Source organism: Thiocystis violascens DSM 198 (assembly GCF_000227745.2).
In the GTDB taxonomy this organism is placed as follows: domain Bacteria; phylum Pseudomonadota; class Gammaproteobacteria; order Chromatiales; family Chromatiaceae; genus Chromatium; species Chromatium violascens.
In genome coordinates, this window is sequence record NC_018012.1 from 2,594,370 (window position 1) to 2,619,680 (window position 25,311).

Consider the following 25,311-nt stretch of genomic DNA (forward strand, 5'->3'; position numbering starts at 1 on the left):
CATCTTTGGGGGCATAACTTCAAACAAGCGATGTCAGACCGCTTATCGATCAATGGCATAGGAAGGCTTTTCGGTTGCTGTCGAGGCACCAAATATCCATTCAAAGTATCGGCGTCGCCCGCAAGCGGGCTCCTACGCGCCCCGTAGAGCCTGCTTGCGGGCGACTTGACCGTCGGTTTCAGCGATTCGGCAAATCATTGCTGGACGGTTTCTTGATGGCAGTGGCCCGAAGACGTTTTCGCAACCTGCCTAAGGCGTGTCATGAATTGTGTTCGCGCGGATGATCGCCGCCCAGCCACGGTTCCAGGGCTCGGATCGATGCGCTCGACGCGGATACTGCACGGCATCACGCGGCATCATTGTAGGGGCGAATGAATTCGCCCCTACAGGCCCGCATCCTGCTCAAGGAATGGGGAAGCCCTTGATCTCCATGCGAATCCCACACAATGAGTGAGGCACTCGAACCATGAACGGCTTCATGCGCCGAGGCCCCGGATTCAGGACGAAAGAGAAATCGGTACGGTCTTTCCCGAAAATCTTTCCACAATTAAGAATTGCCGGCAAATACACGAAGTTGTTATGACAACGTCAAGCCAGCCGCCTTGGCGACAGCATCCGCCACCTGGATCTGCTCGTTCTCTGAAAGGTAAGGATGCATGGGCAAACTGATGACACGCTTCGCAACGTCAGCGCTGACGGGAGTCGCGCCTGTCTCCAAACCAACATGAAACACGGGCTGCTCGTTCAGAGGGACAGGGTAATGAACGGCGGTCGGAATGCCCCGATCCTGAAGCCGCGTTGCGACCTCGTCTCGATCAGGCACCTGAATCGTATATTGCGCGTAGACGGACAGATTGTCTGGCCGGATCGCTGGCGTCAGCACCGCAGCGCCTCCAGTGGCGGTCGAAGCGGCTCCACGTTCGCTCAGTAACGCCGTATAGCGATCCCCCAACCTCGACCGTGCCGCGATCTCGTCAGGAAAAACGTCCATTTTCGCGAGCAGGACAGCGGCCTGAATCGTATCGAGACGCCCATTCAGACCCAGGCTCGGGTGATGATAGCGCCGGTCCTGACCGTGATTCCGAATCTCCCGGAGCTTTTTGGCCAGCGCATCGTCGCCGGTAAAACAGGCGCCGCCGTCGCCATAGGCGCCCAGCGGCTTGGCCGGGAAAAACGAGGTACATCCGATCGTCGACAATCCGCAGGAGCGCCGCCCCCGATCGCTGGCACCGAAACTCTGCGCCGCATCCTCGATCACGGGCAGACGATGGCGCTCGGCGACCGCGTTGATGGCGTCCATTTCCGCGCACTGTCCATACAGCGATACCGGCATGATGGCGCGGGTCCGTCCGGTGATGGCATCCTCCAACAAGTCGGGATCGAGGTTGTAGGTGACCGGATCGATGTCGACAAAAATCGGACGCGCGCCAAGCAGGGCGATCATCTCGCCGGTGGCGATGAAGGTGAAGGGCGTCGTGATCACTTCGTCGCCGCGACCGATCTCCAGCGCCATCATGGCCGCCAGCAGCGCATCCGTGCCGCTCGACATCCCGATGCAGTGACGCACCCCGACGAACTCGGCCAGCCGTTCCTCCAACTCCTGAATCTCCGGCCCCATGACGAATTGACCGTGGCGCAGCACGGTTTCGATCCGGGCCTTGACGTTTTCTTCGATCAGGCTGTATTGGGTTTTTAAATCGATAAATTGCATTCGTCTTGCCTATTCGTGGTGATGCCAGGTACGGCGCCGCTGCCATTCAGTTAAGCCGTTCATGGTTCGACCCTTCGACGGACTCAGGACTCACCACGAACGGCTTAACTGAATGGCCATGAGGTACGGCGCGGCCGCTCAGGGCAGTAGGATCTGTACCGTCTCGGACGGGCGGAGCAACTCGCCGTTCCGCCGCTCGAAGACGATATCCAGATAGTAAACGGCGCCCTCCAACTCGACGCGCACCGACTGTACCCCCAGGCTGTAGACCTGACCCTCGCGGGCCGTTCCATTGATCGTCACCTTCGCGGGCTGCCCCGGTTTCACGCCGCGCAGCACATTAGCGGTGACCAGGGCGCGGGCGAGCATCCGATCGTCGGGCGCAATGACGATGAGCGGTTTCTGCTGGAGCGTTTTGTAAATGACCGCGCCATTCCAGACATGACGCGCCACGACGATCCCATCGAAGGGCGCCAACAGTTCGGTATGCTCCAGGGCCACCGCCCTGGATGCCTCGACGGCCTTCGCAGCTTCCTCCTCGGCCACTGCGGCGATTTGCTTGAGTTCGGCGTCTTTCAGTTCCTCGATCGCGATCAATCCACGGTCGAAGAGTTCCTGGCTACGGATCAGTTCGCGTTGTGCCTGTTCGCCTTCCACGCGCGCGCGCGCAAGGCGCGCGCGCGCTTCCAGGACATTGGCCCTGGCCTCGCGCTGATCCATGCGCAACAGCAGATCGCCTTTCTTCACATGCTGACCGGCACTGACCGCGACCTCGTCGACGACGCCGTTCTCCAGCACCCGCATCTCGACTTCCTGGACCCATTCGAGCCATCCCTTGAGTTCCACCAAAGCCCGAGCCTCGGCAACCGACAGCAGAAGAAAAAGAGCGATCAACCCACGCTGCATCATGGTTCGTCCCGAGGTGTTAGCGCCCACAGGGGCTGATCGGCAAGCGCGTTCAGTTCGGCCCAGGTCAACGCCTGACAATAAGCCAAGCGCTTTTCCAATAAACGGGTCTGGGTCTGCTGACTCATGGAATAACCGAGATCCGCCGTGACCTCCTGATCGTAGAGCGTGCGACTCTCATCCAACTTCAGGTCGCGCCAGGTCGACTCGGTGCGCACGCTCTGCTCCGCCGCCGCCAGCGCCTTCAGACGCAGCAGCAGTTCCAGAATCTGCTGACGCAACTCCATCCGAATCAGCGCCCGCTCGGACTCCGGGCGATCCTGGCCCAGCGCGCGCGCGGTCGGAGCATCGGCGGCTCCGGCCAGCAGCGCATCCAGCGTTGGCAACTCATGCGGCAGGGTCGGCAAGATTGGCTCGGTCAGATTTCTGGGCACGTCCTCGGGCTGTCCAAGCGCCTGAGCCAGCAACGAGCGGCTCCATTGCTGGCCAATCTCGCTCGCGGCCCGGCGATGGAGAAGATCCTGATAGACCGTTTCGAGTTCCAGCACCCGCAATTCGGACACCTGACCGAGTTGACGACGCACCGACGCCCGGTCGAACTGGATGTAGGCGACCGCCATGGCCTCGCTCTCGCTGGCAAAGCGCAAATCCGCCAGCAGCACGTCGAAGAACCGCGCCATGACCTCTAGCTGTTGCGCGGCCAGCGGCGACAGCAGGGCCGCCAGGGGCTGATTCCGGTTGGGATCGTCGAACAGGCTGTGATTGAAGGCCAGCCCATCACAATCCAGATACAGCGGCTGACGTCGCGGCAAGCGCGCCTCAAGATCCGCGGATGCCGTCATGCGCGGATGCGCGGCGAGCGTCGTCAGCGACTGCGCCAAGCTCAGCGGGTCGGAGACGGCCCAGGCCACGCGCGTCACGGGCTCGGTCAGCGCCAAGACCAGCATCGCGATCGTCAGGGATGAAACGGATATCGACAGGCGCATGGAGCTTCACGCAGGAGTCATTGGATAATGGATGGGAGCCTTGGCACCCTGATCGTCGCCGGAAGAGTAAAGGTTGCGGGGGTACAATCTCAAGTCATTCTCTCTCACTCATGCGGAAAGATCATGGAGCCCCGATCATCGACGCTTAGGTGCTTGCGGGAGCGAATCTCAAACACACGCCCCCTCAACTCGTCATTCAGCGACGCCAGGATCGCCCCACCGCCCCATGATCTCGGTCGCCTCCGGGAGGTGCGTTAGGAATTGCTCGACCAGCACGGGCTCGAAATGTCGCGCGGACTGCTCGCGAAGGAAGTCAAGGGTCTTGTCCAGCGGCCAGGGTTCTTTATAGGGGCGGCGCGACGTCAGTGCGTCGAAGACATCGGCGAGCGCCACGATGCGTCCGTGGATGGGGATGTCTTCGCCCTTCAGACCGCGCGGATAGCCTGTACCGTCCCACTTTTCGTGATGCGTGAGCGCGATGGTACTGGCGAGTTCAAACAACGGGGATGTCGGGCCATGCTCGCCAATGATGCGGGCGCCGATCTCGGGATGCCGTTTGATCTCCGCGAACTCGTCTTCGGTGAGTCGTCCGGGCTTGCTCAGGATATGGTCGGCGATGCCGATCTTGCCGATGTCATGCATGGGCGCCGCATGCTTGATCAGTTCGCACTCCTCCTCGGGCCAGCCGATCGCCCGCGCCAGCAGTTCCGCATAGTGCGACATGCGCACGACATGCAGTCCAGTCTCGTTGTCCTTGTATTCGGCGGCACGGCCGAGCATCTGCAACGCATGCAGTCGGGAGCTGATGATGTCTTGACTGGCCAGGCGTATCTGCGCCTCGCAGGCCCGGTTCTGATCATAGAGGGCAAGCTGGGTGCCGACCCGCGCCTTGACCACGGCTGGTCTCACGGGCTTGGCGATGTAGTCCACGGCACCGAGATCGAATCCCCTGACCTCGTCGACACTGTCGCTCAGCGCCGTGCAGAAGATGATCGGGATCGCGCGCGTGCGCGGATCGGCTTGCAGGGTGGCGCACACCTCGTAGCCATCCATGTCCGGCATCATCACGTCCAGCAAGACCAAATCGGACGCCTTGACCCGCAGCGAACGCAAGGCTTCCTGGCCAGACTTCGCGAACGCGAGGTCATAGTCGTCCTTCAGGATCTGGCGCATCAGATTCAGGTTGGCCGGCTCGTCATCGACGACGAGAATACGCTGGCGAGTCATCATCTTGTCTCTTCGTTCCGTTGTGTCAGTCCTGGCGAAGCGCTTGCGCAAGGGCCTGGGCGGATGCCAAGGCGGCCGCGAAGTCGAAATCCGCCACCGCGTTCAGCAGATCCTGGATCATCGCCGCCCCAAGAACCGCGCGCAAGGCGGCCAGCGTCGCGTCGTCCACCTCGCCGGCCTCGAACTGCGCAATGAGCGACGCGAGCAGCGATCGCGCCGCCGCGCGATCGACGGGGGCATCCTGGCCGCGCTCGGCGTTCGCGGTCCGACGGCGCACGGCGGCGGCCGCCGGTCGGAGTCGGTCGATATCGGCGCGCAGTCCGATTTCAAGCGTTTTCAGCTCGTCCATCCGCTGGTCGGGCAGCGTTCCCGTGGTCTTGAGCGCACGCTCCAGGGCCGCGCAGACATCCGGCAGGCGGCGGACACGCAGATTGCCTAACAGCCCTTTGAGTTCGTGAAGATACTCGGTCGCTTCCGGGAGATTGCCCGCGCGCATCAGCTCGACGAGCGTCTCGTGGATGTGCGGATAGTCTTGGGTCAGGCGGAAAAGCCAGGCAAAGTAGAGGTCGGGATCGTTCCAGCTTTGCAGGCCATCGGCCTCGTCGATGAGGCTCAGCGCCTGGGTTGGTTGTACCGAAACCGCTTCCCGAACTGACTCCACGGGGCCGGGAGCCGCGACGGTCGGGAAGAAATCGGCGATCTGGTCGAATAGCAGCGGGAAGTCGATCGGTTTGGGCACGAAGCCGTCCGCGCCAGCGTCGAGACACATCTTGCGATCGCTGTCGAGGACGCTCGCCGTCAGCATGATGATGGGAATATGCGTTCCCCTGTCCTGTTCATGGGCGCGGATCGCGCGGATGGCGTCGAAGCCGTTCATGGTGGGCATGTGGGCGTCCATCAGGATCAGGTCGAATCCGCCCTGAAGGTAGCGTTCGATGGCCTCGGCGCCATCGACCGCGATCTGGATCTCGTGGTGGCGCTGCCGCATCCGCAGGGTGACCAGTTCACGGTTGAGTTCGATGTCGTCGACGACCAGAACCCGCAAGGGCGCCGTCCAGGCTCCAGCTGACTGACGCTGTTCCGGCGGCGGAACGAAACCGACCGCCTCCGGAAACCTCAGCCGGAAGCGGAAGTCGCTCCCCGCCGCTTCCTCGCTCTCGACCCAGATCGCGCCTCCCATGGTATCGACGATCCCCTTGCAGATCGCCGTCCCCAGACCCGTGCCGCCATAGCGCCGGGTCGTGCTCTGATCGGCCTGCGAGAAACGCTCGAAGATCCTGGGCAGACTGGCGGCCGGGATGCCGATTCCGGTGTCCTTCACCGAGAACAGCCATTCGCCGGCCTGCTCGCTCGGCGCGAGCGCGAGGCGCACGCTCCCGCGCTCGGTGAACTTGATGGCGTTGCCCATCAGGTTGACGAGGATCTGCCGCAATTTGGTCGGATCGCCATGCACTGCGCGCGGAATGGCGGGGTCGATCTCCAATTGGATTGCGAGCCCTTTCCGCTCGGCGGTGATGGCCATCATGTCGACGACCTGCGCGAGGAGTTGGCGCGGGTCGAAGTCGATCGTTTCGAGTTCCATCCGACCCGATTCGAGCTTGGAGACATCAAGGATGTCATTGAGGATACCCATGAGCGATTGCGCGGCACTGGAGACCGAGCGCAGCAGCTTGTGTTGGGAGTCGTCGAGCGGCTGTTCGAGCAGCAGATCCGTCATGCCGATGATCGAGTTCATCGGGGTCCGGATTTCATGACTCATGTTGGCCAGAAAGATCGACTTGGCCTGGCTTGCCTGTTCGGCCACGGCCTTGGCCGCCCGCAATTCTTCGAGCAGACGCGCGCGCTCGGTGATGTCCTGCACCGTTCCGATCAAGCGCCCCGGCGCGTTGTCGCCCCGAACGGCCTGGACGGACGAGGCGATGGTGCGCGGTTCGCCGTCGGCCCGCACGATGCGGTACTCCAGCTCGCGTGTCCGGTCCAGGTCGCGGCCCGGATTGCAAAAGAGTTCCGCCACGCGGGGGCGGTCATCGGCATGGACCACCGCCAGCATCTGTTCGCGCGCGGGCGGGTGCGTGCGCTCCAGGCCGAGCAGCCGGTACATCTGCGGCGACCAGGTCATGGCGTCGCGATCGATCTCCCACTCCCAACTGCCCAGCGAGGCGATTTTCTGGGCGCGCTCCAGATTGGCCTGACTGGAAGCGAGTTCGCGGGTACGAGCGGCCACGCGCTGCTCCAACTCCTCGTTGAGTCGCTCCATGCGCTCGGTATAGGCGCGTTCGTCGGTGATATCGCGAATCGCCATGACAAAACCCAGCGCCTGCCCGGCCGGGCCTCTGACCTGGGTAAAACGCACCTCGAACAGATGCCCCGGCATCCCGCCCAGCGCCGAGGTCTCGAAGCTGTACTCGCCGTCCTCCATGACCCGTTGCAGGCCCGCCTCGATGCGGCTCCGCGGGATGCCTGCGGCCTGGTGAAAGGCTTCGATCGGACGCCCGAGCGTATCCGCCTTGCGAATGCCGAAGATGGCCTCGGCGGTGGGGTTGAGGATCGTGATCCGATGGTCGGCATCGATCGCCGCGATGCCCAGGTAGCGCGAGGATTCGAGGATACCGTTGAGAAAGACGCGCTGTTCCAGCAGCGAGCGCTCCGCGCGTTTCAGTTCCGTGATCTCGAAACGGGTGACGAGGACGCCCTGTACGTCGCCCGGCAGGCGGGTGGCGATCAATTGCAGCCAACAGGCATCCGCGAGGTGCTCCAGGTGGCACTCGACTTCGCCCCGGCTGCGCTGCCCGCTCTGCACGTCTCGGATCAGGTCATGAAATTCCCGCCCACCCCAGGCCGGCTCATCGGTTTGCGCCAGACGCTCCAGGAAATTGATCCCTTCCCAATCCAGCAGGCGGCCAAAGGCGGTCCCGCGCGCACGCTCGAAATCCAGCCAGGCGCGATTGACCTTCAAGACGGTGCCGACGCCGTCTAGCATCAGGGTATGGGTGGCGCTGGCGTCGCTCAGCGCATCGAAGAGTTTGCCCTGCTCGACAAGCTGTCGTTCCAATCGCGCGCGTTGCTGCTGACGGTCCCGTGTCTGGCCGATGTCCACCACCAGGGCATCGCGTTGGCGCTCGCCCGGTCCAGGTTCGCTCAGGGTGCCGAGTTCGCGCACCCAGACACTGCGGCCGTCCCCGCCAACCAACCGGTATTCCACCGCATACTGAGCGTCGGCCTCCAGTTGGCGCGCGATCTCGCGGCGCGTTTTCGCGCGGTCGGCCCGGTGCACATAGTCGAGATAGCCATCCCAGCGGCGCGGCGGCGGCTCGGAGCAAGGACCGATCAAGTCCGACAGGGTACCCGCGCCGAGCGCGAAGTCGTCGCCGCTTGGGTGGGCGCACCGGTAGCTGAGGAAGGCACCGAGCTGACGGCGCAACAGATCCGCGGAGAGCGTCGATGGGGTCAAACATTCGCCCCGGTGTTCGCCTGACGGACGTTCGCCCGACCGCGACGGAACCTCCGCGCTCAAAGCATGGCTTCCAGGCGACGCTGCAACTGCGTGGCGGTAAACATCGCCAACCTGTCCCAGGGGCGCGCGAAGCCCGTGCGCACTTCCACCCACTTCTCGAACGAGTGACGCGGCGACAGCTTTAAGGTGCTCCCGGAGGCTCCCCCGGCGACCTCGACGGGCTTCTCCGGATTACCCGCCCAGGCAATCTCCATCGACTCCGCGGGACGGAAGAAGTAGACGCCCACCAGACGGTTTCCGTGCCGCTTGGCACGCACGCTCACCGCGAGCATCCCGCAGAGACGACCGTTCGAGGCTTGGGAAACGAACCGGAGGGCGTCGGGCAGACGCTCGACGGCGGCGACCTTCTCCGACTGATGCGTCACGCACCAGTCATGCAGTGCGCGGATCAGCTCGACGGAGTCCGTGACGCTGGATTGGACGATCTCGTCATCGACCACCAGCGCCACCCCCTCGGCCTCAAGCAAGCGGGCAATCGGCGCAAGCCGATCCTGGAGGCGCTCCAGAACTGCGGTATCCGTCTCCGAGATGCGGGCAACCGAGGCCAACTCGCGCTCCAGACGCGCCAATTGCGCGCCTTGAAGCTGACGGCGATGCGCCGTCAGGAGCGCGACATGCTGCGCGACCAATTCCTGACAGCGCATCCGGGTCGCGATCGGCACACGCAGTGCTTCGGGATGGTGGCAAGCAACCAGGCCCCATAAGCGGCCCTCGACGATCACGGAAACCGAGAACGAGGCCGCGACCTGCATGTTGCGCAGGTACTCCCGATGCACCGGAGAGACCGAGCGCAGGTCCGACCAAGTCAGGTCGAGCGCCCCGCTCGGTCCGGTCGCGCTCAGGATCGCAATGGGTTCGCGATTGACATCCGGGATATGACGATACGGCGTCCGAGCGTAGAGCGCGCGCGCGATCGCGGGAATATCCGAGGCGGGAAAACGCAACCCCAGATAGGCCGTCGTGGAACGGAGCGCCCGTTCGGCGAGCACTTCACCCGACCAATCGGCCTTGAATTCGTACAGCATCACCCGCTCAAAGCCGGTTGCTTCGGCGATACGGTCGACCAGATCCTGTTGCGCCGCCGTCAGGGCGGCGTCATCGATGGGCTCCGGCATGGCGCGAAGCGCGATGCGCGACAGGTCCACCAAGGGATCGAGGGCTGGTTCAAGCTCGATCAGCCAGCCCGTTGCGGTCGCCGAGACGAGGACATCGAGTTCGCCGAAACCCAGATCCAGGGCACGTTCCAGCAGGAGACGCCGGCCAGCGCCGGTCGGCAGATCGCTGACATCGGGCAGGAAATCCTGGATCCAGGCGCGTCCGTCGGTGCCGATCAGATCCGAGGCGGCATCGCCCAGAAAGGCGGCGGCGTTGTTGCTGACAAAGGCGATCAGACCGCTATCGCGCTCGATATGCAGCAGGACGCCTCCGTCCTGGATCAACCCGGAATGGTCCAGCGGTTCCTGTTCGCATTCGTTTAACAGCGGCTCAAGGGTCGACTCGGTCATGCTGGCGCTCTTTTTTATTGCATCCTGCAATGCTTGGCGGTCATTTCGATGCGATGATTCAGTTCAAAAAACCGAAAGTCAAGCCAGAAAGGCGAACCTGATCGTCGCCGGAAGAGCAAAGGGGGTGGGGGAAAGGCTCAAGCGATTTGGCGCGAGCCGGGGCCGTGAGCGAATGACGCCACGCGCACCTCGATTGTGCATCCGAGTGCGCGCGCAGCGGCCTCGATTTGATCGAAACGCGAAGCGTGATTGAGATCCAGCAAGCGATCCACTTGCGGCAGGTGCCAACCTAAACGTCGGGCAAGCTCCGCCTTGCGGACGCCCTGCTCGGTCATCGCTTGGTAGACGCCGAGCTTAGCGCATTCCAGCGCTGACGGGCGCACCGTCGGGCGGCCAGCCGCGGGGGATGGGACCGGCAGCGGACGCCGCTCCTCGACATAGAATGACAGGGCCGTTTCCAGGGCATCGACGGCAGACAGCAACGCCTCGTCTTCGTCGTCCCCGACCGAATGGCAGAAGGGGAAATCCGGGAACCCCGCCACGACCGTGTTGGTGTCGGCGTCAGTCTCAAGCGTCACAGGGTAATCGAACATGGCGGAGCCTCACAGCAATCCAAGGTCTTTTTTGATGGCGTTCGCGAGCGGCGCGGGCATCTCTTTCGCTCCGTGAAACGGGAAGATCGAGTGCCGACCATTCAGTTCGACATGCAGATGACTGCCTTTGCCGGGCCGAAAGACCGCGCCCTGCTTGTCGAGCCAGCGTTTGAACTCGCTGTATTTCATCGGGGCTGTCCGTGCTTTGAATGCCGCAAGCGTAACATTTCTGTTGTGTTTTTCAATGGCGGTTAAGAGGGTGTAGACAAAATCAAACCGTTGTGGTCAACCGCCGCAGCAGGATGCGCGCCTCCGCCAGCCAAACCCAGGTTTCGGAGACCGCTGGCAGACGGTCATGATGCATGATCAATCGACGGGCACGCTCATTCCACGCATGGGTGCGCTCGACAACCCAGCGCTTCGGCAGCGGAACGAAGCCGTCGGCGTTGGCGATCACCACTCGGTCAGGCGCCCCGTCCACGTGCCAGGAGCCAACGCTTTTGTTGGCTGGATGGCGCACGACTTCCACGCGGATCGCGTGGGTCTGCTCGGTGGTTTGGGCAAATTGACCGGCGTAGGCGCTATCGACAAACAGCGTGTTGATCTGGGGGTACTTGGCGGCCGCGTCAGCGACGGCGCCCGAGGCGGCATCGCGGTCCTGAAGATTGGCCGCGACCACGCTCACCGCCAACACGAACCCCAAGGTATCGACCACCAGGCTGCGCTTGCGCCCCTTGACCTGCTTGCCCGCATCAAAGCCGCTCGGTCCACCCTGCGGCGAGCCGCGGGTCGATTGCGCATCCAGCACCGCCGCCGTCGGCGCGATCTCACGCCCCTCGCGTTCGCGCCATTGCCCCCGCAGTCGATCATGCATCTGCTCAAACTTCCCAGCCGCACTCCAACGGCGAAACGTCTTGTAGACATTCTGCCAAGGCGCGAAATCGTGCGGCAGCATCCGCCACGCGCACCCCGTGCGCACCACGTAGCAACACGCCTCCAGGATGCTCCGGCGCGACACGCGGGGCGGTTGACCCCGCCCGCCCGGCATCTCAAAGAGAGCGGCGACCAAGTCCCACTCCGCATCGGTCAGACAACTTGGGTAGCTTTGGTCGGGGTCGTGGCGACGATGCGCATCCGTATACCCATACCGACGCGGCGTTGCGCGCGCTTGCGCCTCGAGACCACTCTCGCCCCGGAGGCGCGTGACGCCCGCCTCCCGCAAGGACTTGCGAATCGTTGCTTCATGAGCCTCGATTCCCGTCCGTGCCGCGAGTTCCCGGGCAATCTCTGACAGCGTGGAGGTCGGGCGATCCGTGACAATTTGACGCAATACCGCTTGCTCCGCCTCGTGAATCTTGGGGGGACGACCAGCTTTCGACATCAGCGCACACCAGCTCAGTTGTAGACTGGTATACAAATAGCAGCTCAATTATTTTTGTCTACACCCTCTGAGCGAGTTGTTCTTCCATTTCGCGATGAATTCGGTTGGCGTCATCCGCCATCGTAGGAGCCCGCTTGCGGGCGACATGACCTGCCAAAACTTTTGGGGCTGCCAACCCACGTCGCCCGCAAGCGGGCTCCTACTCAAAAGGAGAATTGCTGGCGGATGCACCCGGCAAACCGAAACCCCAGGTACGGTCGGTATACTGGTTGAACTCGCAATCCTTCCGGAGAATTTTCTCATGCAACAAATCCGTCACCCACTGATCGCGCCACTCCTGATCGCCGCGCTCTTCTCCAGCCCGGTCGGCGCGGCCGAATCCGTCATCGCGCAACCCTCCAACCCGCTGGAGGGGCAAACCTGGCAACTAACCAGCTACCCGTCCGCGGATGGTCTCGTCGGGGCGATCGCCAAGACCAAACCGGCGCTCTTCCGGTTTACAGCCGGACGGATCGCGGGCAACGCCGGCTGCAATCAGATTACCGGCGCCTATCGTCTCGACGGAACCGGTCTGACGATCGATCAGAATCTGGCGTCCACCATGATGGCCTGCCCCGAACCGCTGATGCGGCAGGAACAGGCGGTCACCGCCGCGCTCGCCCGCGTCGCCGCCTATCGACAGGTCGGCGAGCGACTCGAATTGCTCGACGCGGCAAACCAGACGCTGCTCGGTTTTCAGGCAATCCAGGCAGCGCCATTAGTCGGCACGCTCTGGAGACTGGAGGTGTTCAACAACGGCAAACAGGCGCTCGTCTCGTCACTCGCCGGCGCCGACATCAGTCTTGAATTCAGCGAACAGGGCACGTTGGGCGGCTCCGATGGCTGCAATCGCTACATGAGCGGCTTCCGGCTCGAAGGCGACCGTCTGACCGTCGGCCCGATCGCGACCACCCGCATGGCCTGCCAGGGTCCGGACGCTGTCGCCGCGCAGGCCGCCGCCTATGCCAGGGCGCTTGGCACCGTCGCCGGCTATCGGATCGAAGGCCGCCAACTGACGCTCCTCGATGCGGACGGTAAGACCGCCGCGCGGTTTCAGGCGCCCGCTCCGGTCGATCCGGGCGATCCGGTCGAGTGATTCGGTCAGGCGCCTGCGAGTCTTGCGGGCAGGCGCCCAACCTGAACCCTGCCATGTATACTTGACAACCCTGGCCAACTCCACTTTCGCGCGAGGCGCTGCATGCACTGCTGGGCTCGATCTCTCTTCATCGTCGTGGTCGTGGCGCTTGGGATCCTCAGTATGTTGGGCGCCTGCGGTCAAAAAGGACCGCTTTATCTGCCCGAGGAGACGCCAGCCAACACCCCTGCCCCAGGCGCGGACGTTCCAGTCGCCCCACCGCTTGCCCCTGCTTCGGCTCCGCTCAGCACAGGAAGCGAAGCCGAAGGGACGACAGCGACATCCGCGACCCGGCCCAACCCGCCCTAGCCGAGAACCGCAGCGACTCCGAATGGATCATTTCAACGAACGCGACGGTGTCCTTCATGCCGAGGACATACCGCTCACCACCATCGCCGAGCGTTTCGGCACGCCCTGTTACGTCTATTCGCGGGCCACGCTCGAACGCCATTGGCGCGCCTTCGACCGCGCCTTTCGCGAGCATCCGCATCTGATCTGCTTCGCGGTCAAGGCCAATTCCAATCTGGCGGTACTCAATGTCCTGGCCCGCTTGGGCTCGGGGTTCGATATCGTCTCGGTCGGCGAACTCGAACGGGTGCTGGCGGCGGGCGGCGATCCCGGCAAGGTGATTTTCTCCGGTGTCGGCAAACGCGCGGACGAGATCCGCCGCGCGCTCGAGGTCGGTATCCGCTGCTTCAATGTCGAATCGGAATCCGAGTTGCTCCGGCTCGATCGCCTCGCGGGCGAACTCGGTTGCAAGGCACCGGTCTCGCTGCGGGTCAATCCGGACGTGGACGCCCGGACCCATCCCTACATCGCCACCGGGCTCAAGGACAACAAATTCGGCATCGACATCCAGTCCGCCGAGGCTGTCTATCTCCGCGCCGCCGCCCTGCCCAACCTGCGGATCGTTGGCATCGACTGTCACATCGGCTCGCAACTGACCGATCTGGCGCCCTTCATCGACGCGCTGGGCCGGGTCATCGCCCTGGCCGACCGTCTGGCGCAGTCCGGCATCATCCTCGAACATCTGGATCTGGGCGGCGGATTGGGCATCCGCTATCGCGAGGAACATCCGCCGGAACCCGCAGCCTATGCCGCCGCCCTGAGTTATCAGCTCGCCAGCCGCCCCTATGAGGTCATCCTGGAGCCCGGTCGCGCCATCGCCGGCAATGCCGGCATCCTCCTGACCCGCGTGGAATATCTCAAACACGGCGAGCACCGCCATTTCGCGATTCTCGACGCGGCCATGAACGACCTGCTGCGCCCCGCCCTCTATCAGGCCAACCAGGACATCGTCCCGGTCGTGCGCGCGACCGACGCCGACCCCGCCCGTTACGATCTGGTCGGGCCGGTCTGCGAGACGGCGGACTTTCTCGGCAAGGAACGCACCCTGGCCCTGCGCGAGGACGACCTGCTCGCCGTGCGCGGCAGCGGCGCCTATGGTTTCACCATGAGTTCCAACTACAACAGCCGACCGCGCGTGGCCGAGGTGATGGTCGATGGCGACCGGGCGACGCTGGTGCGGGAACGCGAGACCGTCGCCAGCCTCTTCGCGGGGGAGTCCGTGCTGCCGTGAAACGCCGTCTCGAACCCGAGTTAATGGATGGCGTCGAGCAGGCGCTCGCCTATGCCGAGGCGGATTTCTCCGAATCCAACACGCTGTTTATCGAACTGCTGAAACAGATGCGGCCCGGCGATCTGCATGGCGCGCGCGCGCTCGATCTCGGCTGTGGTCCGGCGGACATCAGCATCCGCTTTTTGCGCGCCTACCCGAAAGCGACCTGCGACGCGCTCGACGGCGCCCAGTCCATGCTCGACCTTGCGCAAACCGCGCTGGACGGGCTCCCCGGCGTCGCGCCGCGTTGCCGGTTGATCCGCGACATCATCCCCTCCACGCAGATTCCGAGCGTCCACTACGACCTGATCCTGTCCAACAGCCTGCTGCATCATCTGCACGATCCGCAGGTACTCTGGCGCGGCATTCGGGAGGCCGCTCGGCCGGGCGCGCTGGTGCTCGTCATGGACCTGATGCGCCCGGCCTCCGCCGGTTGGGCCGAGGCGTTGGTAGCGACCTATGCCGATGGCGCCCCGGAGATTCTGCGCACCGACTTCCGCAATTCGCTGTTCGCCGCCTTCGAGCCCCAGGAGGTCGTCGCCCAGCTTGCCGAGGCCGGACTGACCGCGCTGGAGGTTGCGGTCGTCAGCAACCGCCATCTGGCCGTTTCGGGACGTTTGCCCGGCCCGGCGTCGAGCGGAGCCGAAGCACCTGTGCTGAGCGGAGTCGAAGCATGAGTTTGCGCTTCACCAAGATGCATGGACTCGGCAACGACTTCGTCGTCTTCGACGCCATTCGTCAACGCGTCGATCTCGACCCCGCGACCATTCGCCGCCTCGCCGACCGGCGCTTCGGCATCGGCTGCGATCAGATCCTGCTGGTGGAGCCGCCGCGTCTGGCCGGCACCGACTTCCACTACCGCATCTTCAACGCCGACGGCTCCGAGGTCGAACAGTGCGGCAACGGCGCCCGCTGTTTCGCGCGTTTCGTCCGCGATCAGGGTTTGAGCGACCGCGACGAGATCCCGGTCGGGACCGCCGCCGGCGCGATCCGGCTCTATCTGGCACCGGACGGACAGGTCCGGGTCGACATGGGACCGCCCGAATTGACGCCCGAGCGCATCCCCTTTCAGGCCGACACCTCAAGCCCAACCTACGACCTGGAGGTCGCTGGCGAGACGCTGACCATCGGCGCGGCCTCCATGGGCAATCCGCATGCCGTGCTGCTGGTCGAGGATGTCGAGACCGCACCGGTCGCCCGTCTGGGTCCACTCATCGAGTCGCACCCGCGCTTTCCCCGCCGGGTCAATGTCGGTTTCATGCAGATCCTGACCCCGGCGCACATCCGCCTGCGCGTCCATGAACGCGGCGCCGGCGAGACCCTCGCCTGCGGCACCGGGGCCTGCGCGGCGGTCGTCAGCGGACGCTTGCGCGGCCTGCTCGACACCCGCGCGCGGGTCAGTCTGCCGGGCGGGGATCTTATGATAGAGTGGCGCGGTTTATCCCAGACGGTCTGGATGACGGGTCCGGCCGAAACCGTGTTCCAGGGGGAAATCGATCCATGAGGGCACAGTCGTGAACAGTCAGCAAGCCGAACCGGCCACACCCGAGGATCCCGAACTCAACACGCGAGTGACGAACTATCTGCTCAATCATCCAACCTTCTTCGAGCACAACCCGGATTTACTGCTTGCCCTGCGGGTTCCGCACCACACCGGCGGCACCATCTCGTTGATCGAGCAGCAGGTGCGGATCCTGCGCAAACAGCTTGAGACCGAGCGCAACCGTCTCAGCCACCTAATCTCCCGCGCGCGGGAATATGAAACGCTGTCCGCCCGTCTGCATGGTCTGGTGCTGCAACTGCTGTCGGTCAACGATCCAGAGCACCTGTGTCACCTCCTCAAGGACGGTCTGCGCCGGGAGTTCCACGCCGAGGCGGTCAGCCTCAAGCTCTTCCCTCTAGCGCCGGCGGAAAACGACCAACTGGATCCGCTGACCGCGGCTTTCCGTGATTTCGTGGAGCGCGAACACGCACTCTGCGGCCCCTTGAACGAAGAGAAAGGCGTCATCCTGTTCGGCGAAATGGGCGTCGCCATGCGGACCGCGGCCCTGATACCGATCCTCGCCGATGGCCAATCCGGTGTCCTCGCCATCGGCAGCGCGGATCCGGAACGCTTTCGCCCCGAGATGGGCACCGACCTGCTCGACCAGCTTGGCGAAATCGTCAGCCATAAGCTGAAAGCGGTTCCGCTCGCGCCGTGCAGCCATTTTTAACGTCCGTTCGTATCGAGTCCATTGACGTACGAATCGCCATCGATGAACGCCGAGACATCTCCAGATCCGATCGGACCTTTTATCGCCCATCTCGCCCATGAGCGTCGCTTGGCCGACCATACCCTGACCAATTATCGCCACGACCTGGAACGTCTCGCCGCCTGGCTGACCGACACCGAGACCGGAGCGATCGACCGGCTCGACGCACAGAGGGTGCGTCAATACATTGCCTGGCGCCACCGCAACGGCGCCTCCGGCAAGACCCTGCAGCGCGAACTTTCCAGCTTGCGCAGTCTCTACCGCTGGCTGCTGCGCGAGGGCCGCGCGGACGCCAACCCCGCCGTCGGCGTGCGCGCACCCAAAACTCCGCGCAAGCTGCCGGTCACGCTCGACGCGGACCAGTTGTGCAGCCTCCTGGATCATGCCGACGACGATGTATTGACGATCCGCGACACCGCGATGATCGAGCTTTTCTATTCCTCGGGCCTGCGTCTGGCGGAGCTGGTCGGGGTGAATCTGGGCGACATCGATATGAGCGAGAGCGAACTCTCGGTCCTCGGCAAGGGCGCCAGGACGCGCCGCGTTCCGGTCGGCGCCAAGGCGCGCGAAGCCGTGCAATCCTGGCTGCGGGTGCGCGCCAATCTCGCCAACGCCGACGAGTCCGCACTCTTCGTCAGTAGCCGCGGTACCCGCATCCATCCGCGCACCGTACAGGTTCGTCTCGCCCAATGGGCACAAACGCAGGGTGCCAACCGCGGTCTGCATCCACACTTGCTGCGCCACAGCTTCGCCACCCATCTGCTCGAATCCTCCGGCGACCTGCGCGCCGTGCAGGAACTGCTCGGGCATGCCGATATCGGCACCACCCAGATCTACACGCATCTGGACTTCCAGCATCTGGCCCAGGTGTACGATCAGGCGCATCCGCGGGCGAAGAAAAAACCTTAGAAGCGGTTTGCATTGCCGCCGCCGCGGTTGCAACGACTTCGGTTGCCGCCAGGAAGCGCTGAGGCGGATAATGCCCCGCGAAATCCTGAAAGCGAGAGCAATCCAAGACGATGACTGGCGAACGGCAATTATTGAGCGGCGACGAGGCGGTCGCGCTGGCGGCACTGCACGCGGGGGTGCGATTGGGGACGGGGTATCCCGGCACCCCGTCCACCGAGATTCTCGAAACCTTCGATCTGTTGGGCGGCCACGCGCAATGGTCGCCCAACGAGAAGGTCGCCCTGGAGGTCGGGCTTGGCGCGGCCTTCGGCGGGGCGCGGACCCTGGTTACCATGAAGCATGTCGGGCTAAACGTGGCCGCCGACCCCTTGTTCACCGCCGCCTACACGGATATCGAGGGCGGTCTGATCGTGATCTCCGCCGACGATCCGGGCCTGGCCTCCAGCCAGAACGAGCAGGACAACCGCCATTATGCGCGCGCCGCCGCGCTGCCCATGCTCGAACCCGTCGATTCGCAGCAAGCCTATGATTTCACGTGGCTGGCGTTCGACATCTCTGAACGCTGGAAGATCCCGGTGATCCTGCGCCTGACCACGCGCGTCTGTCACGCCAAGACCGTGGTGCATCCGCGCGCGGCCGTATCCGACACCCCCGAACCGAGCTTCGTGCGCAACATCCCGGCGCGGGTCATGATCCCGGCCTATGCCAAGCCCGCGCACCAGCGGTTGCGCCAGAAGCTGGCCGAGATCGCCGCCTGGAACGACGCAGAGGGGCCGATCCGGCTCGACACGGGGCGTGCCGACCTCGGTATCGTCGCCACCGGCATCGCGGCGGTGCATGCGCGCGAGGCCGCGCCCAAGGCGAGTCAACTGACCATTGGACTGACCTACCCGCTCCCGCTCGGACGCATCCGTACCTTCGCCATGGGCGTGGAGCGTTTGGTGGCGATCGAGGAAGGCGATCCGATCCTGGCCGACTCGCTGCGGGCGGCCGGTATCCCGGTCGAGTGCAAGCCGGAGATGTACCGCTTCGGCGAACTCAATGTGGCGCGGGTGCGCCGCATTCTGGCCGGCGATACCAGCCCCGAGCCGGTTCCGCCCAAGGGCAAGCCGCCGGAACTCTGTCAGGGCTGCGCGCATCGCGACGTCTTCCAGGTGCTGCGGGATCTCGACTGCATCGTCGCCGGCGACATCGGCTGCTATACGCTGGGCGTGCTACCGCCCTTCTCGGCCATGGATACCTGTGTCTGCATGGGCGCGAGCATCGGGGTCGGGCTCGGGTTGCGGCATGTGCTGCCGGAGGCCCAGGCACGGCGCGTGGTCAGCGTGATCGGCGATTCGACCTTTGTCCATTCCGGCATCACCGGCATCGCCGAGATGGTCTATAACCCGCCCGCCACCGGTCACGTGGTGTTGATCCTGGACAATGGCACCACCGCCATGACCGGCCAGCAGGAACATCCGGGCACCGGGCGTCTGCTCGATCATTCGCCGACCGGCAAGATCAGCTTCGAGGCACTGGCCCAGGCGATGGGCGTCCAGAATGTCCATGTCGTCAATTCGCAGGACAAGGAGTCGTCGCTGCGGGATCTGGTCGTCAACCTGTTGGCCAAATCCGAAACCTCGCTGGTCGTCGCCCGTCAGCCCTGCGTGCTGGCCGCGCCCAAGATTCGTTTCTACGAGAAGGCCGCGACCGAGCGGTTGGCGGCCTCGTCCTGTCCGGCCGATGTGGTGGATCAATGAACGTGAAGAATATCGTCATCGCCGGACTCGGCGGTCAGGGCGTGCTCAAGGCGTCGGATATCCTCGCCGACGCGGCCTTTCGCGCCGGGTTCGATGTCAAGAAAAGCGAGCTGCACGGCATGAGCCAGCGCGGTGGGTCGGTGAGCAGCGACGTACGCTACGGCGATGCCGTCCTCAGCCCCATGGTGCCGCCGGGCGAGGCCGATGTGCTGGTCGTGCTGGAAGAGACGCAGATCGAGATCAACCGCCCGACGCTACGCACAGGCGGCGTCCTGATCGGTCCGGATCTGCTCGATCCCGCCGCGCTCAAGAACAAGAAAAGTCTCAATGTCGCGCTGCTCGGCGCGGCCTCGACGGTGCTGGAGATTCCGCAAGAGCACTGGCTGGCCGCCATGCACGCCAATCTGGCCGAAAAGCTCCATACGCTCAACGAGCAGTCATTCGCGCACGGACGCGCGGCGGCGCTGGCGCGGACATCGGCACAGTGACCCAGGCCGCATGAGCCACGATCAGAACTTCAAGAATCTGATCCTCGACTACCCGCGCGAGGCGATCGCCTTCTTTGCCGCCAGCGAAGCCGCCGTGTTGGATCAATCGGTGCGCATCCTGCCCATCCGTCAGGAACAGTTGAAGGAACGACTCGGCGAGCGGTTTCGCGAACTTGACGTGCCCCTGCTGGCGGAGTGGCCGGACGGGCGGCGCGCGGCGCTCCTGTTCGTGCTGGAGGAAGAGACTGAACCGCGCCGTTTCTCCATCCACCGACTGGCGCATTATTGTCTGGATCTAGCCGAACTCTTGAACACCGACCGCATCGTTCCGGTCGTCATTTTCCTGCATGCGGGCACCTTCGCGACGGAGTTACGGCTCGGTGGCGAAGCCCAGACCTATCTGAACTTTCAGTATCTGGCTTGCCCGCTGTTCCAGACTCCGGCGTCCGAGTATTACGAGAGTCCGAATCTGGTCGCGCGGTTGAATCTACCGAATATGGCCTATGCGCCAGCCGACAAGGTTGACGTCTACGCCCATGCCGTGCGCGGTCTGCTGACGCTTGAACCCGACCTGGAGCGTCAGATCAAATATCTCGATTTCATCGACATCTATGCGCATCTCGATGAAAATGAACAGGTCATTTATCAACAACGCTACGCGCACGAGGCCGACACCATGAGCGGATTCGCGGAGAGATTCATCCAGCAAGGCGTTCAACAGGGCGTTCAACAGGGCGTTCAACAGGGTATCCAACAAGGCGTCCAACAAGGAGAAGCGCGCCTGTTGCGCAGGTTATTAGCCAGCCGCTTTGGGAAACTCCCGGAAGAAACCCTCAGGGCGATTGAGGTTGCCGATCCCGACACGCTGCTGCAATGGTCGGATCGGGTTTTGACCGCCCGCACCCTGGAAGACGTCCTGCATTGAGCGCAACACTGGGCCATGATTCACAAGCGCCCTGCCCATCGGCGGCCTGAAAACTGACAACTCGATCATGAGGACAGCATGCTGACTGAGCTTTGGAACGACGCCGAAGGCGGTTTCCACCCCGCCAGCGCCCCGGATTTCCTGCCCGCGACGGCGCTTAAACAGGTCCAACTGCGCCGGCTGCGCGCGGTCGTGGCGCGTGCCTACAAGAATGTCGCGCTGTTCCGCACGCGCATGGAGGAACGCAGCCTGACGCCGGACGCGATTCACAGCCTCGCGGACATCCAACATTTACCCTTCACGATCAAGACCGATCTGCGTGACACCTATCCTTTCGGGCTGTTCGCCAGCCCCATGAGCGACGTGGTCCGCCTGCATGCCTCCTCCGGCACCACCGGCAAACCGATCGTGGTCGCCTACACGCGTGAGGATATCGACGTCTGGGCCGAAGTCATGGCGCGCACCTTCGCCGCCTGCGGGCTGCATCGCGGGGACATCCTGCAGAACGCCTTCGGCTACGGACTCTTCACCGGCGGACTCGGCGCGCACTATGGCGGCGAGGCGCTGGGCGCGACCGTGATCCCGATCTCCGGGGGCAACACCGACCGTCAGATCATGCTGATTCGCGACTTTGGCGTCTCGGCGCTCTGCTGCACGCCAAGCTATTTCACCCACATGATCGAGCGCGCTCGCGAACTGGGCGTCGATCTGCATGACCTGCCGCTGCGGGTCGGCATCTTCGGCGCCGAGCCTTGGACCGACGGCATGCGCCGGCACATCGAGACCGAGGCCGGGATCAAGGCGTATGACATCTATGGTCTCTCCGAGATCATCGGTCCCGGCGTCGCCAGCGAGTGTTCAGCGCAGGAGGGGCTGCATGTCTTCGAGGATCATTTTTATCCCGAGATCATCGATCCCGAAACCGGCGAGGCGCTGCCCGACGGCCAGGAAGGCGAGCTGGTGCTCACCACCCTGAGCAAGAAGGCAATGCCGATGATCCGCTATCGCACCCGCGACATCACCTCGCTGATCACTGAGCCTTGTACTTGCGGACGCACGCTGAGACGCATGCGCCGCATCGGTCGGCGTTCGGACGATATGTTCATCATCCGCGGGGTCAACGTCTTTCCGTCGCAGGTGGAAGCGGCCCTGCTCGCGGTCGAGGGGACGCTGCCGCACTATCAGATCATCCTCACCCGCGATCAGGGGCTAGACCGCATGGCGGTCGAGGTCGAGGTCACGCCCGAGGTCTTCAGCGACCGGATCGGCGCGCTGGAAAACGTGCGCACCCGTCTGGCCCAGGCCATTGAGCATATCCTTGGCATCCGCGTCGAATTGCGATTGGTGGAGCCGCGCAGTATCGCCCGCAGCGAGGGGAAGGCGAAGCGGGTGATCGATCGGCGGAACGATACCGTCTGATCGCGGGGCGTCATGAATCCAAGCAAAGTCGAGCGAGACCATCTTGTCGTCCTCGCCGAATCGGCGATCAACGTGCTTTAACGGGAACTCAAGACCATGAAACTCCAGCAACTCTCGCTCTTCCTCGAAAATCGTCCCGGTCGGCTCGATGCACCGCTGGAGGCCATCGCCGCCGAGGGAATCAACATCCTGACGCTCTCGCTGGCCGATACCGCGCAGTTCGGCATCCTGCGTCTGATCGTGCGCGAATGGGATAAGGCCAAGCGCGTTCTGGAACAGGCGGGCTGGGTGGTGAATCTGACCGAGGTGGTAGCGGTCGATGTCCTGGACCGGCCCGGCGGACTGGCGGCGGTGCTCAAAATCCTCGATGGGGCTGGACTCAATATCGAGTATATGTACGCCTACTCGCTGCGACGTGGCGATAAGGCCATCCTCATCTTCCGTTTCGAGGATCCGGACCGGGCCATTCAGGTGCTGCTCGACCAGGGGCTGCATGTCGTCGATGGCGATGAGTTGATGAGCTTCGCCGCCGCCTAAACCGCGCACCGAATGAAGCGCGTCATTGCAAGCGCCCGACGGGCGGCTGTCTGCCGCCGTCGGAGCGGACGCGGTTTCCATGAAACACGAATCACGACCCTGGATCATGCCCGTACCCAACCCTAGCCCCGACTGGTCGAACGAATACCCCATCTGGAACCCGACGGCGGAAACCCTGCCGCGCGCCGAACGCGAGGCGCTGCAACTCGAACGCCTGCGCGCGTTGGTGGGTCGGGTCGCCCGCGTGCCCTTCTACCGCGATCTGTTCGCCCACCGCGAGATCGGACCGCACAGCATCCGTTCGCTGGCCGACCTTCGGCGGTTGCCCTTCACGACCAAGGACGACATGCGCCGTCAGCATCCGCTCGGCTTTCTCGCCGTGCCGCGTCGGGATCTGGCGCGTATTCACGGTTCGTCCGGCACCACCGGCAAGCCGACCTTCGTCGCCTACACCGCCGGGGATCTGCGCATCTGGTCCGAACTGTGCGCGCGGTTTCTGGTGGCCGGCGGACTGCGGCCCGAACACACGACTCAGGTCGCCTTCGGCTACGGGCTCTTCACCGGCGGCTTCGGGTTGCACTATGGGATCGAACGGGTCGGCGCGACCGTGATCCCGGCGGCGGCCGGCAACACCCGGCGTCAAATCGAGATCATGCGCGACCTGGACCCGGAGGTGCTGATCTGCACCCCGAGTTACGCCCTGACCATCGCCGACGCGGCGCGCGAACTCGGCATGGACCCGCGCGCCCTGCCGATCCGTTTCGGACACTTCGGCGGCGAGCCCTGGACCGAGGACATGCGTCGCGAGATCGAGGATCAGCTCGACATCGCCGCCTTCAACAATTACGGACTGTCGGAGGTCATCGGGCCTGGGGTGAGCGGCGAATGCGTGGCGCGCACCGGGATGCATCTCCAGGAAGATCACTTTCTCGTCGAATGCCTGGATCCGGAGACCCTGGAACCGGTCCCCGAGGGCGAACCCGGCGAGTTGGTCATCACCACCCTGACCCGCGAGGCAATGCCGATGATCCGCTACCGAACGCGCGACATCGCACGACTGTACCGCGAACCCTGTCCCTGTGGACGCACCACCACCCGCATGAGCCGGGTCGCCGGACGCACCGACGACATGCTGATCATCCGCGGCGTCAACGTTTTCCCATCGCAGATCGAGGAAGCCCTACTGCGGGTGGAGGGAACGACGCCCCATTATTTGATCGAGGTCAGCCGTCCGGGTACGCTGGACGAGGTTCGCGTCAAGGTCGAAATCCATCCGGAAATCTTCTCCGACCGCATGGATCGCATGCAAGCCGTGTGCGAGCGCATCAGCCGCGAGATTCAAACCGTCGCCGGCATCCGCGCCCATGTCGATCTGGTCGAACCGCGCAGTATCGAACGCTTCGTCGGCAAGGCCCGGCGGGTTCTCGATACGCGCGGCCTGAACGAGCGGGAATCCTGACTCGTCACTCTTCACCACACTCACGAGGAATCACCATGACCACCCGCTTTTCTGGCGCTGCGAACGCGCATTCGCTCATTCGAGGCATGCGGTTGACCCTAGCGGTCCTGCTCGCCTCACTCCTGAACCTGTCCGCTGTCCTTGCCAGCGACGAGGGTATCTATCTTGAGACGCTCAATCGCAGCACCGGACTGATGGGCGAGGCGCCCCAGGAGGAATTAAGCAAGACCTACCTGGCCCACGACAAGATGAAAGTGGCCAGTTCAGAGGCCGAAGGGACCGACATGATTCTGGATCCGGCGACCGGCACCATGACCTTCATCAATCATGCCGCCAAGCAGTATTACACAATCAATATCGCCAGCGTGAAGGAAGGCATGTCCCAGCCGGGCATGGAGCAGATGCGCGCCATGGTCGCGGAAACCAAAATCACGGTTCAGGACACCGGAGAAAGCCAGAAAATTGGCGATTGGAACTGTCGGAAATATCTGGTTTCCAAGACCGGCATGATGGGAATCGAGCAAGAGGTCTGGGCGACCGAGGAGGTCGATTTCGACGTGAACCGTTTCACCGAGATGATGAGCCTGTCGGGCCCGGACGGACTGCTGGCGAACTCGCCCGAGGGCGCCGCCCAACAGGCCGAGATGGCGAAGATCAAGGGCTATCCCATCCTGACCAAGACCAAGATGCAGATGATGGGTTCGTCGATGGAATCCGAAAGTGAGGTCAAGGTCATCCGCAAGGAGGCCATGCCGGCCTCTCTGTTCGACATTCCCGAAGGCTATACCGAGCGGGAGATGGGCAAGGGAATGGGCGCGGCAATGCCCGGACCCGCCGCGCATCCTTAATCCTGAAAAAGCAGTTAGCCGCCAGCCGCCAGCCGCCAGCCGCCAGCCGTTGTTTTATCGAAGTTTTCGCTGATAGATGCCTTCCCCTGATGGGTGAGACCTGACAAGCGAGGCGCG

At 63.7% G+C, this 25,311-nt stretch carries 23 protein-coding genes; 14 read left to right on the forward strand and 9 right to left on the reverse strand.

All coding sequences use genetic code 11. The features are described from left to right. Positions 1-577: 577 nt before the first annotated feature. From THIVI_RS11495 to THIVI_RS11535, 9 genes are all read right to left on the reverse strand, one after another. Entirely contained in the window at positions 578-1,711 is a 1,134-nt protein-coding gene (locus tag THIVI_RS11495) for a DegT/DnrJ/EryC1/StrS family aminotransferase (protein WP_014778766.1), read from the reverse strand. 138 nt (positions 1,712-1,849) lie between these two features. Further along, positions 1,850-2,620 carry an efflux RND transporter periplasmic adaptor subunit gene (locus THIVI_RS11500; RefSeq protein ID WP_014778767.1) on the reverse strand — a complete coding sequence of 257 codons (771 nt, stop codon included), beginning with the start codon at positions 2,618-2,620 and terminating at the stop codon, positions 1,850-1,852. Then, positions 2,617-3,603: a TolC family protein gene (locus THIVI_RS11505; RefSeq protein ID WP_014778768.1), complete on the reverse strand. Its 987-nt coding sequence runs from the start codon at positions 3,601-3,603 to the stop codon at positions 2,617-2,619. Before THIVI_RS11505 ends, THIVI_RS11500 begins: the two co-directional genes overlap by 4 nt. A 192-nt stretch (positions 3,604-3,795) precedes the next feature. Then, positions 3,796-4,833: a response regulator gene (locus tag THIVI_RS11510; protein ID WP_014778769.1), complete on the reverse strand. Its 1,038-nt coding sequence runs from the start codon at positions 4,831-4,833 to the stop codon at positions 3,796-3,798. 22 nt (positions 4,834-4,855) lie between these two features. Continuing rightward, the gene (locus THIVI_RS22800) at positions 4,856-8,281 is read right to left on the reverse strand and encodes an ATP-binding protein (RefSeq protein WP_169315570.1); all 3,426 of its coding nucleotides are present in this window, start codon (positions 8,279-8,281) and stop codon (positions 4,856-4,858) included. Positions 8,282-8,340: 59 nt separating this feature from the next. Then, positions 8,341-9,849: a GAF domain-containing protein gene (locus THIVI_RS11520; RefSeq protein ID WP_014778771.1), complete on the reverse strand. Its 1,509-nt coding sequence runs from the start codon at positions 9,847-9,849 to the stop codon at positions 8,341-8,343. 137 nt (positions 9,850-9,986) lie between these two features. Then, on the reverse strand, positions 9,987-10,442 hold the full coding sequence (locus THIVI_RS11525; protein WP_014778772.1) for a type II toxin-antitoxin system HicB family antitoxin: 456 nt from the start codon (positions 10,440-10,442) through the stop codon (positions 9,987-9,989). Between the two features lie 9 nt (positions 10,443-10,451). After that, entirely contained in the window at positions 10,452-10,631 is a 180-nt protein-coding gene (locus THIVI_RS11530) for a type II toxin-antitoxin system HicA family toxin (protein ID WP_014778773.1), read from the reverse strand. Between the two features lie 82 nt (positions 10,632-10,713). Further along, positions 10,714-11,823, reverse strand: a complete 1,110-nt coding sequence (locus THIVI_RS11535; protein ID WP_041447215.1) for an IS5 family transposase — start codon at positions 11,821-11,823, stop codon at positions 10,714-10,716. Between the two features lie 301 nt (positions 11,824-12,124). Between THIVI_RS11535 and THIVI_RS11540 the strand changes: the two genes are divergently transcribed. The 14 genes from THIVI_RS11540 (at position 12,125) to THIVI_RS11600 (ending at position 25,194) form a co-directional block, all read left to right on the forward strand. Next, positions 12,125-12,958, forward strand: a complete 834-nt coding sequence (locus THIVI_RS11540) for an META domain-containing protein (protein ID WP_014778774.1) — start codon at positions 12,125-12,127, stop codon at positions 12,956-12,958. Positions 12,959-13,060: 102 nt separating this feature from the next. Further along, positions 13,061-13,306 (forward strand): LPS translocon maturation chaperone LptM, encoded by a 246-nt coding sequence (gene lptM / locus THIVI_RS23695; RefSeq protein WP_014778775.1) that lies wholly within the window; start codon positions 13,061-13,063, stop codon positions 13,304-13,306. 22 nt (positions 13,307-13,328) lie between these two features. Beyond that, positions 13,329-14,576, forward strand: a complete 1,248-nt coding sequence (lysA, locus tag THIVI_RS11545; RefSeq protein WP_014778776.1) for a diaminopimelate decarboxylase — start codon at positions 13,329-13,331, stop codon at positions 14,574-14,576. After that, positions 14,573-15,292, forward strand: coding sequence for a class I SAM-dependent methyltransferase (locus tag THIVI_RS11550; protein ID WP_014778777.1), 720 nt, complete (start codon positions 14,573-14,575; stop codon positions 15,290-15,292). The genes lysA and THIVI_RS11550 overlap by 4 nt, the downstream gene beginning before the upstream one ends. Continuing rightward, positions 15,289-16,119, forward strand: a complete 831-nt coding sequence (gene dapF / locus THIVI_RS11555) for a diaminopimelate epimerase (RefSeq protein ID WP_014778778.1) — start codon at positions 15,289-15,291, stop codon at positions 16,117-16,119. Before THIVI_RS11550 ends, dapF begins: the two co-directional genes overlap by 4 nt. 10 nt (positions 16,120-16,129) lie before the next feature. After that, on the forward strand, positions 16,130-16,828 hold the full coding sequence (locus tag THIVI_RS11560; RefSeq protein WP_014778779.1) for a DUF484 family protein: 699 nt from the start codon (positions 16,130-16,132) through the stop codon (positions 16,826-16,828). 42 nt (positions 16,829-16,870) lie between these two features. After that, positions 16,871-17,776: a tyrosine recombinase XerC gene (gene xerC / locus THIVI_RS11565; protein ID WP_014778780.1), complete on the forward strand. Its 906-nt coding sequence runs from the start codon at positions 16,871-16,873 to the stop codon at positions 17,774-17,776. Positions 17,777-17,886: 110 nt separating this feature from the next. Then, entirely contained in the window at positions 17,887-19,518 is a 1,632-nt protein-coding gene (locus tag THIVI_RS11570; protein ID WP_014778781.1) for a thiamine pyrophosphate-dependent enzyme, read from the forward strand. Further along, positions 19,515-20,006, forward strand: coding sequence for a 2-oxoacid:acceptor oxidoreductase family protein (locus THIVI_RS11575; protein ID WP_014778782.1), 492 nt, complete (start codon positions 19,515-19,517; stop codon positions 20,004-20,006). Before THIVI_RS11570 ends, THIVI_RS11575 begins: the two co-directional genes overlap by 4 nt. Before the next feature lie 10 nt (positions 20,007-20,016). Continuing rightward, positions 20,017-20,931 (forward strand): hypothetical protein, encoded by a 915-nt coding sequence (locus THIVI_RS11580; RefSeq protein WP_014778783.1) that lies wholly within the window; start codon positions 20,017-20,019, stop codon positions 20,929-20,931. A gap of 78 nt (positions 20,932-21,009) precedes the next feature. After that, positions 21,010-22,350, forward strand: a complete 1,341-nt coding sequence (locus tag THIVI_RS11585) for a phenylacetate--CoA ligase family protein (protein ID WP_014778784.1) — start codon at positions 21,010-21,012, stop codon at positions 22,348-22,350. A gap of 96 nt (positions 22,351-22,446) precedes the next feature. Then, positions 22,447-22,887, forward strand: a complete 441-nt coding sequence (locus tag THIVI_RS11590) for an ACT domain-containing protein (protein WP_014778785.1) — start codon at positions 22,447-22,449, stop codon at positions 22,885-22,887. Between the two features lie 106 nt (positions 22,888-22,993). After that, positions 22,994-24,346, forward strand: coding sequence for a phenylacetate--CoA ligase family protein (locus tag THIVI_RS11595; RefSeq protein WP_041447540.1), 1,353 nt, complete (start codon positions 22,994-22,996; stop codon positions 24,344-24,346). A gap of 35 nt (positions 24,347-24,381) precedes the next feature. After that, positions 24,382-25,194: a DUF4412 domain-containing protein gene (locus tag THIVI_RS11600; RefSeq protein WP_014778787.1), complete on the forward strand. Its 813-nt coding sequence runs from the start codon at positions 24,382-24,384 to the stop codon at positions 25,192-25,194. Positions 25,195-25,311 lie beyond the last annotated feature (117 nt).